At 63.9% G+C, this 12,773-nt stretch carries 11 protein-coding genes, 1 tRNA gene and 1 pseudogene; 5 read left to right on the top strand and 8 right to left on the bottom strand.

What is annotated here, in order from left to right:
- Positions 1-2: 2 nt before the first annotated feature.
- The 3 genes from GYH29_RS09845 to GYH29_RS09835 all read left to right on the top strand — a co-directional run bounded on the left by GYH29_RS09845 (position 3) and on the right by GYH29_RS09835 (position 2,769).
- Positions 3-878 (top strand): NAD kinase, encoded by an 876-nt coding sequence (locus GYH29_RS09845; RefSeq protein ID WP_019103054.1) that lies wholly within the window; start codon positions 3-5, stop codon positions 876-878.
- An 18-nt stretch (positions 879-896) separates the two neighbouring features.
- Positions 897-2,567 (top strand): DNA repair protein RecN, encoded by a 1,671-nt coding sequence (gene recN / locus GYH29_RS09840; protein ID WP_161523613.1) that lies wholly within the window; start codon positions 897-899, stop codon positions 2,565-2,567.
- A 114-nt stretch (positions 2,568-2,681) separates the two neighbouring features.
- Positions 2,682-2,769: transfer RNA gene (locus tag GYH29_RS09835), tRNA-Ser, on the top strand.
- A gap of 579 nt (positions 2,770-3,348) precedes the next feature.
- On the opposite strand, the pseudogene GYH29_RS09830 reads toward GYH29_RS09835, so the two are convergent.
- The 3 genes and pseudogenes from GYH29_RS09830 to GYH29_RS09820 all read right to left on the bottom strand — a co-directional run bounded on the left by GYH29_RS09830 (position 3,349) and on the right by GYH29_RS09820 (position 7,018).
- A pseudogene (locus GYH29_RS09830) lies at positions 3,349-4,308 on the bottom strand (diguanylate cyclase domain-containing protein).
- Between the two features lie 215 nt (positions 4,309-4,523).
- Positions 4,524-5,645: a DmpA family aminopeptidase gene (locus GYH29_RS09825; RefSeq protein WP_161523612.1), complete on the bottom strand. Its 1,122-nt coding sequence runs from the start codon at positions 5,643-5,645 to the stop codon at positions 4,524-4,526.
- 2 nt (positions 5,646-5,647) lie between these two features.
- Positions 5,648-7,018: an APC family permease gene (locus tag GYH29_RS09820; protein WP_161523611.1), complete on the bottom strand. Its 1,371-nt coding sequence runs from the start codon at positions 7,016-7,018 to the stop codon at positions 5,648-5,650.
- Between the two features lie 114 nt (positions 7,019-7,132).
- On the opposite strand from GYH29_RS09820, the gene GYH29_RS09815 reads away from it, so the two are divergent.
- Positions 7,133-7,924, top strand: coding sequence for a helix-turn-helix transcriptional regulator (locus GYH29_RS09815; protein ID WP_081554687.1), 792 nt, complete (start codon positions 7,133-7,135; stop codon positions 7,922-7,924).
- A gap of 153 nt (positions 7,925-8,077) precedes the next feature.
- On the opposite strand, the gene GYH29_RS09810 is transcribed toward GYH29_RS09815, so the two are convergent.
- The 5 genes from GYH29_RS09810 to GYH29_RS09790 all read right to left on the bottom strand — a co-directional run bounded on the left by GYH29_RS09810 (position 8,078) and on the right by GYH29_RS09790 (position 12,181).
- Complete coding sequence (locus GYH29_RS09810) at positions 8,078-8,854, bottom strand: transporter substrate-binding domain-containing protein (RefSeq protein WP_161523610.1); 777 nt, start codon at positions 8,852-8,854, stop codon at positions 8,078-8,080.
- Positions 8,855-8,945: 91 nt separating this feature from the next.
- On the bottom strand, positions 8,946-9,623 hold the full coding sequence (locus GYH29_RS09805; protein ID WP_043593544.1) for a hypothetical protein: 678 nt from the start codon (positions 9,621-9,623) through the stop codon (positions 8,946-8,948).
- 86 nt (positions 9,624-9,709) lie between these two features.
- Positions 9,710-10,516 carry a type 2 periplasmic-binding domain-containing protein gene (locus tag GYH29_RS09800; protein ID WP_161523609.1) on the bottom strand — a complete coding sequence of 269 codons (807 nt, stop codon included), beginning with the start codon at positions 10,514-10,516 and terminating at the stop codon, positions 9,710-9,712.
- Between the two features lie 64 nt (positions 10,517-10,580).
- Complete coding sequence (locus tag GYH29_RS09795; RefSeq protein WP_052052229.1) at positions 10,581-11,102, bottom strand: cupin domain-containing protein; 522 nt, start codon at positions 11,100-11,102, stop codon at positions 10,581-10,583.
- A gap of 326 nt (positions 11,103-11,428) precedes the next feature.
- On the bottom strand, positions 11,429-12,181 hold the full coding sequence (locus GYH29_RS09790; protein WP_161523608.1) for a copper homeostasis protein CutC: 753 nt from the start codon (positions 12,179-12,181) through the stop codon (positions 11,429-11,431).
- A gap of 97 nt (positions 12,182-12,278) precedes the next feature.
- Between GYH29_RS09790 and GYH29_RS09785 the strand changes: the two genes are divergently transcribed.
- Positions 12,279-12,764: a MaoC family dehydratase gene (locus tag GYH29_RS09785; protein ID WP_019100372.1), complete on the top strand. Its 486-nt coding sequence runs from the start codon at positions 12,279-12,281 to the stop codon at positions 12,762-12,764.
- Positions 12,765-12,773 lie beyond the last annotated feature (9 nt).

Genomic DNA, 12,773 nt, shown 5'->3' with positions numbered 1-12,773 from the left:
CCATGGAACGACTGTTCAAACACGTCTGCCTGGTGGCGCGGCACAGCAAGCCCGCCATCGTCGAATCCCTGCGCCGGCTGGCCGACCACCTGTCCGCCTCCGGCGCCACCGTGCTGATCGATAAAGACAGCGCCACCCAGCAAGAAGCCGGCCCGCACGCGCTGATAGACCGCAATGACATGGGCAAGCTGGCCGACATCGTCATTGTGCTGGGCGGCGACGGCACCATGCTGTCCATCGCCCGGCTGCTGGCTCCCTACCGGGTGCCGCTGATCGGCATCAACCAGGGCCGGCTTGGCTTCATGACCGATATCCCGCTGCACGAGATGCTGGACTCGGTGGACGCCATCCTGCGCGGCGACTTCGTGCCGGAAGACCGCATCCTGCTACAGGCCGCGGTGATACGCGAAGATGCCGAAGTGGCCAACGCGCTGGCCTTCAACGACGTGGTGTTCAGCCGCGGCGCGATGGGCTCGATGATAGAGTTCGAAGTCTTCATCGATAACCAGTTCGTCTACAGCCAACGCTCGGACGGCCTCATCGTCTCCACCCCCACCGGATCCACCGCCTACTCGCTGGCCTCCGGCGGCCCCATCCTGCACCCCACGCTGCAGGCCATCGCCTTGGTGCCCATCTGCCCCCAATCGCTGAGCAACCGCCCGATCGCGGTCAATGACTCCTGCGAAGTGGAATTCATGCTCACCCGCGGCCTCGACGCCCGCGTGCACTTCGACGGCCAATCCCATTGCGACCTGATGGAAATGGACCGCGTGCTGATCCGCCGCTACCGCAACCCGCTGCGCATCCTGCACCCGGTGGGTTACAACTACTACGACATGCTGCGCCACAAGCTCCACTGGGGCGAGCGCCTACTCTGACACCTGACGCGAACACCCATGCTCCTATCGCTGACCGTTAAAGACTTCGTCATCGTCGACAACATCTCGCTGGACTTCCAAGCTGGTTTCACCGTGCTCACCGGAGAAACCGGCGCCGGCAAGTCCATACTGCTGGACGCCTTGAGCCTGCTGCTGGGCGACCGCGCAGAAGGCGCCCAAGTGCGCGAAGGCGCCGAACGCGCCGAGATCACCGCCGAATTCGACACCCGCGGCCGCCCGGAAATCGACGCATGGCTGGAAGAAAACGGCCTCAACGGCGACGACGGCGTACTCCTGCTGCGCCGGCTGCTGGACAAATCCGGCCGTTCGCGCAGCTTCGTCAACGGCCAGGCCGCCACCCTCAGCCAGCTCAAGCAGCTGGGCGAATTTTTGGTCGACATCCACGGCCAGCATGCCCACCAGTCGCTGATGAAAGCCGACGCCCAGCGCCAGCTGCTGGATGCCTACGCCGGCTCCTCCGCGCTGGCCCGCGACGTGCACAAAGCCTGGCAGGACTGGCAAGCCGCCCGCCGCGCCCGCGCCGACGCCGAACGGCTGTCGCGCGAATCCGAAGTCGAGCGCGAACGGCTGAACTGGCAGATCAACGAACTGAGCGAACTCAATCTACAGCCGGATGAATGGAGCGCGTTGAACCAAAGCCATTCCCGGCTGGCCAACGCCGCCGAACTGGCGCAAAGCGCCCAGCTGGCGGTGGAGACCCTGTCCGAGATGGACAACAGCTGCCTGACCATGCTGTCCCAGGTGCAAACCCGGCTCAGCAAGCTGGCCAACCTGGACCCGCGGCTGGCGGACACCCTGTCGCTGTTGGACTCCGTGGACGCCGAACTGCGCGAAGTGGTCTACAGCCTGCGCGACTACGCCAGCGACATCGACGAAAACCCCGGCCAGCTGGCCGAAGTGGAAGGCCGGCTAGACGCGCTGATGAGCACCGCGCGCAAATACCGGGTGCAGCCGCAAGACCTGCAGGAAAAACTGGACGACTGGCAGCAACAGCTGCAAGCGCTGGAAGCCTCCGCCGACATCGAAGCGCTGTCCCTGGCGGAAACCTCCGCGCTAGCGCGCTACCGCACGCAGGCCGAAGCGCTGTCCGGCAAACGCCGCCAGGCCGCCAGCGAGTTGTCCGCGCGCATCGGCGCGGAAATGCAGCACCTGGCGATGAGCGGCGCGCGCTTCGCCATCGAACTGGCGCCCCTGTCCGAGCCCAGCGCCCACGGCCTGGAATCCATCGAATACCTGGTGGCGGCCAACGCCGGCACCAGCCTGCGCCCGCTAGCCAAAGTGGCCTCCGGCGGCGAACTGTCCCGCATCAGCCTGGCCATGCAAGTGGTGATCAGCCAAGTGGCCAGCGTGCCCACGCTGATCTTCGACGAAGTGGACGTCGGCATCGGCGGCCGCGTCGCCGAAGTCATCGGCCACATGCTGCGCCAGTTGGGCCAGCGCTACCAAGTGCTGTGCATCACCCACCTGCCGCAAGTGGCCTCCTGCGGCAGCCACCACTGGCAGGTCAGCAAGAGCGAGCACAAAGGCCGGGTCAAGAGCCACATCGAACCGCTGGACAGCGAACAGCGGGTGCTGGAAATCGCCCGCATGCTGGGCGGCGTGGAGCTGACCCAGACCACGCGCGAGCACGCGGCGGAAATGCTGGCGTCAAATGCGCCGGCCCTCTAGTCAAAGCGGCTAAGACCCGCTAGAATTGCGCCCTCTTACCGATTCGGGGAGTGCGGCAGGTCGGGCTCATGCCGTGATCTTGCACTCTGCTCGTATCGGTAATGACCAGACGCTGGAGGTTTGGGTGAGTGGTTTAAACCAGCAGTCTTGAAAACTGCCGACGGGCGACCGTCCGTGGGTTCGAATCCCACAGCCTCCGCCAATATCAAAAGCCCGGACATATGTCCGGGCTTTTGTCTTTTTCGCCTTGTCTCCAGGCAGTCTACTTGTCTAAACCATCCCACCGCTAAGCAATCAACAACTGCAACCTCTCTCTCTCGCATTCAACGCTGTACATCGCCTCCAGCAAACTCCACAAAGCTTGTGGAGACAGCTCGACGACCAACGGCGTTTGACGCGATGGCTGGCGGAATATCTCCCGGCGCAGCGCCTCGGGCAATTGCTGGCCGGCGCGGACGGCTGGCTGGAGCGGGACTGAGCGGCCGCGTTCAGTGCGCCGCCCGCGCCGCTTCGGAGGTGAAGCAGTGCAGCACGTGCCGGCCTATGCTGCCCGCCAGATATGTGCGCTCGGTACTCATAGAGGTCGGGACGGCGCTCTAGGCGGCGCGCCCACTCTGAAAACGTGTTTACGCTCGTGCGAGCAAGAGCGAGGCTTTGAACGGACTCTTGAATATTATTCGGAACGCATGCAATGCGCAGTCTGTTTTCAGACAAAGGGGCATGAAAAGTGAAAGTTCCGGCGCAAAAACCACACGGACAGCCACGAAAAACTTGGTTGCGGCTACCTTTTAGCGGCTTTGATCGAATACATCAGTTCATCGCCCTCCGCCAGTAAGGCCTCGATGGAGAAATGGCGCTCCGCGTCCAGCTCCACGATGCCGACGGAAAACGCCAGCGGATACGGCTGCCCGGAGCTGGCGTTGTAAGCGTCCAGATGGCGTGCGAATTTGGCCATCGCCGCCTGCGCCCGCTCCTGCCCGACATCGGACAGCAACACCACGAACTCGTCTCCACCTAGCCGCGCCAGCAGGTCCGCGGATCAAAAAGAGCCATGCATCAGCTCAGCAAAGGCCGCCAGCGCCTGGTCGCCGGCGGCGTGACCGAAGCAATCGTTGATCGCCTTGAACTTGTCCAGGTCCATAAAAGCCAGGCTGACCGGCAGGTTTTGCCGCGCGCAGAAATTGAGGCTGTACTGCGCCAGCAGCCGGAAACCTCGCCGATTGGAAAGGCCTGTCAGTTCATCCGTAGTGGCGGCCTGGAAGGCAATCAGTTCCGCCTCCACCATGCGCGCCAGATCGTGCAGCGCCTGTGCGTCGTCGTGATCGAACTCCCGCGGCTGGACATCGATCACACACAGAGTGCCCACCTTGGCGCCGTTGGCGGCATGCAGCGGACAACCGGCGTAGAAACGGATATGCGGCGCGCCCGTCACCAGCGGATTGTCGGCGAAACGTTCATCCGCCAAGGCGTCCGGGATGTAGAAGATGTCATCGCCCAGAATGGCGTGGCCGCAAAAGGAAATATCGCGCTCTGTTTCCACCGTCGACATGCCGACGCAGGACTTGAGCCACTGGCGGTTTTCGTCCACTAGGCTGACCAAGGCGATAGGCACCCGGAACAAGCGCTTGGCCATGCGGGTTAGCCGGTCGAAACGCTCCTCCGCCGCCGTGTCAAGCACGCCCAACGCGCGTAGGGTTGCCAAACGCTGCGGCTCGTCCGCCGGAATGTCCGGTGTCTTCATGCCCGCCTCCTGCACGTCGATTCGCCGCCTGGGGCGGCCACACAATGATAATAGCATCACATGGCGCAAACCCAATGCCGGAGCCTGACGGACCTGCGGCTTAGAGCCGCTAACAAAACCTCGCAGAGAACCTGAGCCAAGGCGCGCCGACGCAGGCAGTACAAGTAGTACGACAAGGAGGCGCAACGCAGGATCAGGGGTTTGGTTAGCGGGTCTTAACGCGGACGCCAGCCGCTTTCCCTCAGCGCGCTCAGCAAGCGCTCGGCCTTAAGTCCATGCGCCGCGTGACCGTGGTTGCCCGTCAGATCTCCCGCCGCCAGCAAGGCGTTGACGATGGCCTCTTCCACCGCTTCCGCCGCCGCCTCGAACAAGGGCGACAGATGGTCCGCGTTCACCATTTCCACCGCGCAGGTCAACTCGCCCTTGCCGGCGTAATCGGTCATCGGCAAGCCCTGATTGCCAGTGGCGAAGGCCACGAAGATGTCGCCGCTGGAGTCCTCGGTGCCGCCGCCAGTGCGGGCGATGCCGATGCCGGCGCGCTGCGCCAGCCGCCGGCATTGATCCGGCAACAAGGGTGCGTCGGTGGCCAGCACCGCCACGATGGAACCCATGCCGGGCTGCGGCAGCCGTCCAGTTTCAAACGGCGAGGGAATCTCCATGCAACTCAGCTGGCGGCCTACCGGGTAGCCCTCCACCAATAGCGAGCTTCGCTTGCCATGATTGGCCTGCACCAACGCCCCCACGGTCCAACCGCCCGCCTCCGCCGGCAGCCGCCGCGAGGCGGTGCCGATGCCGCCTTTGAATTCGTGGCAGATCATGCCGCTGCCGCCGCCCACGCTGCCCTCGGCAGGCAAGCCGCCGCTGGCCGCCTTTTGCGCGGCGCGCGCGTGCTCCGCCGTCACGTGGAAGCCGTTGATGTCGTTGAGCAGGCCGTCAAAGGTTTCCAGCACCACCGGCATGGTCCAATACAGCTGAGGCTCTCCGGCCACCGCTTCGCGCTCGCTGGCGATCAATGCGTCTCGCACCACGCCCACGCTGTGGGTATTGGTCAGCGCGATCGGCGTGCTCAGCACGCCGGCCTCGCGCAGCCACTCCAGCCCGGTGGCGTCGCCGTTGCCGTTCAAGACATGCACGCCGGCAAAGCACGGCCTGCGCCGCGCCAAACCCGGCCGCGGCTCAATCACCGTGACCCCCGTGCGTGCGCGGCGGCCGTCGTCGAAATCCGCCCAGGCGGCGGCATGCCCCACCCGCACGCCGGGCACGTCCGTAATCGCGTTCAAGGGGCCGGGCTCGCCCTGGCCGATGCGAATGCCCAATGCCCTGGCTCGTTTCAACATAATCACCTCTCTTTCTGTTCTTCAACGATCAATACCGCGGCGGGCTGCTTACGGCCCGCCAGCAAGAGCCCGGTCAGCGCGATGCCGCCGATAATCCACCAGTCGCGCGCCGGCGCGTCCCGCAGCACCGCCCACAACAGGGCCAGGCTGCCAACCGCCGCCAGCAAGGGCGGCCACGGCCAGCCCGGCATGCGGTAAGGGTGAGGGTGCAGGCCCAGGCGGCTGCGCAAGGCCGCCAGCGCCAGCAATAAGTAGTTCAGCATCAGGATGATTACGGTGAAGGAAGCCAGATCGCCCAAGCTGGAATGAAAGGTCAACAAGGCGGACGGGATGGCCAATGCCAGCGTGGCCACCCAGGGCGTGCCAAAGCGCGGATGGATGCGCTGCAGCGCCCGGCTCGCCGGCGCCGGCCACAAGCCGTCCCTGCCGCTGGAGTACAAAAAGCGGCCGCTTTGCACCACGATGGCGATGATGGCGTTGAATACCGATAAAAAGATGCCGCCGCTGATCACCCGCGCCAGCGTCGGGCTGCTCAAATGACTCAGCACGTAGTTGATGGGGTCAGCCTGCCGGCTCATCTCCGCCAGCGACGGCGCCCCCAGGATCAAGGCGGTCACCGGTATCAGCTCCACCAGTACCACGATGGACAGCGCAGCCAGCACAGCCCGCGCCACCGGCCGGCCGCTTTCTCGCATGTCCTCGGCAAAGTACACCGCCCCGCCAAAACCGTTGTAAGCGAACACGGCCGTCCCCACCATGGCGAAGATTGTCGCGGCGGACACCGCGCTCGGGCCGCCGTCGGCCGCCGCCTTTACCGGCTGCCACAACACCGTCGCCGGCTGTTGCGCTTCGCTGAAACCCAGCCGGGCGATCAAGGCCAAGGCGGCCAGCTCCAGCAGCAGGAAGGAGCCGGTCAGCCAGGCGTTCAGCTTGATGTCCAGCACCGCGATGCCGAAGCACAGCACAATCATGGCCAGCGCCACTTCAGCGCCGTCCAGCCGGGTGCCCAGCGCGGAATTCAGATAGGGCGCGGCGCCGGTGGCCAGCACCGCGGGAATGAACAGCAGCAGACACAGAATCAGCAGATACATCTGCAGGCTGAGCGCTCGGCCGAACACCCGCTCGATGATCACGTATTCTCCGCCGGCGTTGGGGTGGGCCGCGCCCAGCTCGGCGTAGCAAAGCGCGAACGCGACGGCCAGCGCCGCCGCCAGCGCGAAGGCCAAAAAAGCCCCGCTGCCGGCGCCTTGCAGCGCAAACGGCGCAATCACGAAAATGGAACTGGCCGGCGTCACGCCGGATACGGTAATCAACACGACATCCGTCACGCTCAACGAGCGGCGCAATCCCGGACTGCTTGCTTCTTGGCTCATGCTGTTCTCCTCTTGTCGCTATGGTCTTGTAGTCAGACTTGCGGAAGACAGTGTATTTTGACGCGAGAAGGTGCCCAATCACCGTGATGGGTTACCCCAAGCGGGGATTGCCGGATGGAAGCTTTGTTGAAGGAACTGCCGCTGCACCATCATCTGGCTCAGCTGATGGCGCAAATCGGCCTGCCCGGGTTTTGGCGTCAGATGGTTTTGCTGTTGCGCGGCGGCGTGCCGCTGGACAATGCGCTGGCCGCCTGTTACCACACGGATGCGCCGCCGCGGATCCTGGAAGAGTGCGATTTTCAACATCAAGCCGCGGCGTCGCCGATGGCGCTTTACTGCCAGGGGCTGTACCTGCTGGACCCCTTCTATCAATACACCCAGCATCCCTTTGTCGACGGCATCCACCACTTGCCCGACATCGCGCCGGACCACTTCCGTCAAAGCGAATATTTTCAACGTTACATGAGCGGCGAAGTCGGCGTGGACGAGGTTCAGGTGCTGCTGCGCGTCGATGCGGGACAGGTCTTGTCATTGTCGCTGGGCAAGGCCAGCGAGTTCGAGCCCGCCGACATCGGCAAGCTGCGCGTGATGCAGCCATGGCTGCTGTCCGCAATGCGGCGCCACTGGCAGTTGTGCTCCGCGCCCGCCCCGCCTTCTGCCCGCCTGTCCGACCAACTGACTCAAACGCTGAGTCATTTTGGCCACGGCAAGCTGTCAGAGCGCGAAGCCGAGGTGGCGCGGCTGACGCTGTGCGGCCTGTCCAGCAAGGCCATCGCCCAGCAATTGGCCATTTCGCCGGAAACGGTCAAGGTGCACCGCCGCAATCTGTATCTGAAGCTCGGCGTGGCCAGCCACGCCGAGCTGTTCAATTGCTATATCGAGCAACTACGCGGCAGTGAAACTTAGGACCTGTTCACGATCTGCCGCGCGTTGTGAGACGTGACACGGTGAGTACCCCTTCGAAATGTTCATGTAGCGCTTGCACATTCCGCTTTCTCAGCGGTTTTCGCCTTGTCTCGCCCTAACTCGCGAGATCGTAAACACATTCTTAGATCCCGCTTAGTTTCCCAGCCACTTGGCCGACAAGCCGGCGAACTCGCCGTTTTGCAGTGTCTGGCTCAGCCACTGGTCCACCCAGGCTTTCCAGCGCCAGTCATTGGGCAGCAGATAGGCTTTTTGCGAAAAGTCGAACGGCTTGTCCGGGTGTACCGCACACAGCTCCGGGTGCAGCTTTTGCTGGTAACGGGTTTCCACCGCATCGGTCACCATCAGATCCGCCTTGCCGTCCATGATCTGCTTGAAAATGGTCACGTTGTCCGGATGCACGGTCAACGCGGCCGCCGGCAGGCGGGCGCGAGCGAACTTTTCATTAGTGCCGCCCGGGTTGACGATCAGTTTGACCTGAGGCTGGTTGATCTGGGCGATGGTCTGGAAACGCTGGACGTTTTCGCAGCGGGTGATCGGCGTCTTGCCGTCGTTCAGATAAGGCAAGGAGTACAGCGCCCGCTTCTGCCGCTCCAGATTGATCGACACCCCGCTCATCGCGATATCGAACTTGCCGGCAGCGTGGTCGCGCATCAGCGTCGGCCAGCTGGTGGCCACCAGTTCCAACTTGACGCCCAGCGCCCGCGCCAGGCTCTGGGCCATTTCGATATCCAGGCCGCGGTAGTCGCCGCCGGAGTCGCGTTCGCTGAACGGGCGGTAGTCGCCGGTGGTGCCCACCCGCACGCTGCCGCGTTGCAGGATGTCGTCCAAGCGGTCCGCCAGCGCCGGCTGGCCCGCCGCCATCAGGCTGCCCACCAACAGGCCGCCCAGCATTTGTTTTTGCTTCATCATGGTCGTTTTTTCTTGTGATGTTTACTCGGCGGGCGCTGCCAGCACCCGGCTCGAGCTATCTGCTGACCCGCAGCAGATCATGAACAGATTCTCAATAAGCCAGCGGGAAGGCGAAGACTTCGCGCTGATAGGTTTCCACCACCACGCTGAACGGCGCGTTGTCGCTGCCGCGATACAGCACGGCGCGGTGTTGCAGCACTTGCTGGGCGATATCCAGCCCGGCGGCGGCGGTCTCCGAAGCAGCGGCTTTCATTTCCCAGCCAGCCGGCAACGGCGACCACAGCAGTTTGACCTCCTCGGTCTGCCTGCGGAAATTCAGCGCGGCTACCGCGCGGCCAAACGGCACATCGCTGCTGTCCAGCAGGCGGTTCATTTCCGCGCTCAGCTTGGAGGGCAGATACCAGTTATCGGCCTCGGACAGCACGTGTTCGCCGCAGGCCAATTGCACGCGGCGGTAGGCGATGCGTTCGCCCGGCCGCGCCTGCAACTGGGCTCGCACTTCCGCGCTGGCGTCCTTGTGGTCCGCCGGATTGCGCAAGGCGCGAATCTGGGCCGGCGACGCCATCCGGTGATCGGCGCACCACTGCTGCAAAGTGCGGGTGGCGCTGCTATTGCTCAGCAAGGTGGCGTTCAAGGTTTGCAACAGAGCCAGCGCCTTGACGCGGGTGTCGCGGCCGTCCTGCCAGCCGGGATAGGACCAGGCCTCCGCCAAGACCGGTCCGGCGGTCAGCCACAAACAGCCTGCGGCCAGAAGCGTTTTTTTATGCATTGGGATTCCCAAGTCAATCATGGAGCGGAAAATAATAAAGCAAAAACTTTAAGTTTGATAGCAAGCGGTCGCTGAGCATTCTGTCTTCATTTGCGCGCCGCCCCGCCTGCTTCCCGGTGCGCTCCCGCCGCCCGCAACTGGGCGAGAAAAGCCGGCGCTTCCCGTTGCCGTTCCAGTTCCGCCCAGATTCTGCCCGGCAGGCCCGGCTCCCGGTACGCCAATTGGCGAGACAGTATCAGAAAATAAGGCTTCTCCTCCAAAGGCAGCCGGCAGCGCTCTATCGCCTCCGCCAGCTCGGGATGGTCGTGCAGAATCTGCTCCGCGCGCGGCGTTTGCAGCGCCGCGCCGCTTAAGCGCCGCAAGCGCAACATTTGCAGGATGGCCAGCGGATCGCGGTTGCTGTCGTCTATCGCCACCTGCTGCTTGCGCAGGAAAACACCGATGGAAAAATCGGTCTGCATGCCTATCGGCGCCATCCCGCTGGACAGACGCGCGCCGTCCCAGTCCACCGTGGTGCCCTTGAGCCGGTACAGGGAGTAAGTGGCGCTATGCAGCCGCTGGCTGGCGTCCGGCTCGCCATCCGACAACATGGGGTACACGCCCCATTGCAAGCGCTCGGGCAGAAAGCTGGCGGCGAAAGCGCCGTCCATCTTGCCTTGGCGCAGCATATTGATGCAGCGCCGCCACGGCATTGGATGCAGGGACAGCTCCCGTTTCAACCCGCTCTGCAGGTGTTTGATCAGTTGAATGTCCAGCCCGCCGCCGCGGCCGTCCAGCCAGGGATAGGAGGCCTGGTCCTCATAGCAGAGCAGCAAGGGCTCCGCCGCCGCCGCGCTCAGCGGCCAGGCCAGCGCCAACACCGCTCCCGCAAGACTTAATCCCCGCCTCTTCATTGCCTTGTCCATTAATGAGCGATGGTTCCTTTATCGCTCATGCCGCCGCCGCATGCCAAACCGCCTATTTCCGGGGCAAGACCTGCTGGCGCTCCAGCAAGTCGAAGATGCCTGGGCGCGCCGGCTCGCCATCGTAATACGGCGCGCTTTCCAATCGCCCCACTTGTTTCAGATGGCGCACCAGCACCTTGCCGCTATCCGGATACACGCAAACCTCGTGCGGGTCGTTGACGCCGATGCCGAGGTAGACCAGGTCTTGATCGAAGGGATTAGCGATCTGATGCGCGACGCCGGTGCCCGCAGGGCAGGAAATACAGTCTCCTGGACCGATTTCCTGCAGGCTATCGCCCAGGCGCAGCACTCCGCGCCCGGACAACACATAGAAGATTTCATCCTCGCGGGCATGGGAATGAAAGGGACAGCCCGCGCGCCCGGGCGGCAGGCGGGTCAGATTGGCGCCCAGCCGGCCGGGCAAGGCGTCCAGCGCCGGCGTCAACGGCTGATAGCTGCCGCCCCACCCATCCCCTTCCCGATAGTCCACGGCTTCCACCTGGTCGATATTGACCACATGCGACGGCTTGCTCATCTTGCGCTCCTTAAAACCGCTCACAAAACCCCTGACCCTGCGTTGAGCCTTCTTGTCGCGCTCAAGGCCTGAGTCGGCGCGCCTTGGTGCAGGTCTCCGCGAGGTTTGCTTAGCGGCTCTTAGAACCTGTTCACGATCTGCTGCGCGTCGGCGATACGGCGTTGAAACCGTCCTCGAAATGCTCATGCACCACGCGTACATGCCGCTTTCTCAGCCGCTTTCGCCTTGTCTCGCTCTTGCTCGCAAGGCTTTGAACAGGCTCTTAAAATGGCCCGCCTCCGGTAAATGTCATCATCATCCTGCAAATCCGTTCCGCCAGACAAGCGTCAATCCAATCCGCGCAGCAAATCCGTCATGGCTCGGACGGTTTCGACACAAGTTTCCATCCTGTCATACTCGTCCATGCCCGCCGCCCCCATGCTCACCCCGGCTTGGCGATAGCGCATCGCGCTGCTCACCCTGCTCCGAGCAGAGGCGTGGAATTCACGACAACCAGTGGCCCGCGCCAGCTCGGCCAACGTGCCTGGCCGCACGCCGCTGCCCGGCATCAGGATCAAGCGCTCTCCGGCCTGACGACGCAAGCGGCGGATCAAAGCCGCCCCTCGCAGCGCGTCCGGCGCCTGACCGGAGGTCAACACGCGCCGGCAGCCGCTGGCGATGACCTGCTCCAGCGCCAGTTCCGGATCTCGCGCCATGTCGAAGGCGCGGTGGAAAGTGGTTTTCATCGGCCCCGCCAGCCGCACTAGCTCGCGCGTGCGCTCCACATCCACGTCGCCGTCCGCGGTCAACAAGCCCAGCACCACCCCGTCCGCGCCCAGTTCGCGGCAGGCCAGCACGTCGCGGCGCATGACTTCGAATTCGTCGTCGGAATACAGAAAATCACCGCCGCGCGGACGCACGATCACATGCAGGCCGATGTCCAGCCTCTGCCGCGCCAGTGCAATCATGCCCGGCGACGGCGTGACCCCTCCGGTTTCCAGGCTGGCGCATAATTCCACCCTGGCCGCCCCGCCCCGCGCGGCGGCCAGGCAGGACGCCAGCGAGCCGGCGCACACTTCCAACTGTCTATCTTGCGACAAAATATCCCCCTTGCCAGGCTGAATGCCTTGCGGATTTTGACCCGTTTCGCCGGCCGCGTTAAGCTGCGCGCTCGAGGTGACGCGAACGTAAGTCGATATGCTCTATTTTGAAGATTTGAAAGCGGGACAATTGTTCCACAGCCCCACCCACGTACTGAGCGAGGAAGAGCTGATCGGCTTCGCACGGCAGTATGATCCGCAGCATTTCCATACCAACCCGCAAAGCGCCGCGGACAGCCTGTTCGGCGGCCTGGCCGCCAGCGGCTGGCAGACCAGCAGCCTGAGCATGCGGCTAGTGACCCAGACCGAGCTTGGGAAGATGGCCAACGGCCTGATCGGCATGCAGATCGACAAGATGCGCTGGCCGCAGCCCACCCGCGCCGGCGACGCCTTGCGCGTCGCCGTGGAGGTGCTGGACAAGCGCCGCTCCAACAGCCAGCCTGGCTTCGGCGTGGTGAAAGTGCGCTGGACCACCCTCAATCAACGCGACGAGGTGGCCATGCAACTGGAGTGCTCGATCTGGGCGCAATGCCGCGCCCAGCCTCAAGAAGACGCGCCCCGTCCGACGACGCAGCACGCCTGAGCCGAGCAG

The organism is Chromobacterium haemolyticum, assembly GCF_009936155.1.
Classification (GTDB): Bacteria; Pseudomonadota; Gammaproteobacteria; order Burkholderiales; family Chromobacteriaceae; genus Chromobacterium; species Chromobacterium haemolyticum.
This window is presented reverse-complemented; position numbering and strand designations above follow the sequence as displayed.

Bases quoted from the DNA above. Each gene is read 5' to 3' on its own strand.
- GYH29_RS09800 (WP_161523609.1), bottom strand. From the start codon at position 10,516: ATGAAGAGGCGGGGATTAAGTCTTGCGGGAGCGGTGTTGGCGCTGGCC.
- GYH29_RS09785 (WP_019100372.1), top strand. From the start codon at position 12,279: ATGCTCTATTTTGAAGATTTGAAAGCGGGACAATTGTTCCACAGCCCC.
- GYH29_RS09845 (WP_019103054.1), top strand. From the start codon at position 3: ATGGAACGACTGTTCAAACACGTCTGCCTGGTGGCGCGGCACAGCAAG.
- GYH29_RS09815 (WP_081554687.1), top strand. From the start codon at position 7,133: ATGGAAGCTTTGTTGAAGGAACTGCCGCTGCACCATCATCTGGCTCAG.
- GYH29_RS09810 (WP_161523610.1), bottom strand. From the start codon at position 8,854: ATGATGAAGCAAAAACAAATGCTGGGCGGCCTGTTGGTGGGCAGCCTG.
- GYH29_RS09820 (WP_161523611.1), bottom strand. From the start codon at position 7,018: ATGAGCCAAGAAGCAAGCAGTCCGGGATTGCGCCGCTCGTTGAGCGTG.
- GYH29_RS09795 (WP_052052229.1), bottom strand. From the start codon at position 11,102: ATGAGCAAGCCGTCGCATGTGGTCAATATCGACCAGGTGGAAGCCGTG.
- GYH29_RS09825 (WP_161523612.1), bottom strand. From the start codon at position 5,645: ATGTTGAAACGAGCCAGGGCATTGGGCATTCGCATCGGCCAGGGCGAG.
- GYH29_RS09805 (WP_043593544.1), bottom strand. From the start codon at position 9,623: ATGCATAAAAAAACGCTTCTGGCCGCAGGCTGTTTGTGGCTGACCGCC.
- recN (WP_161523613.1), top strand. From the start codon at position 897: ATGCTCCTATCGCTGACCGTTAAAGACTTCGTCATCGTCGACAACATC.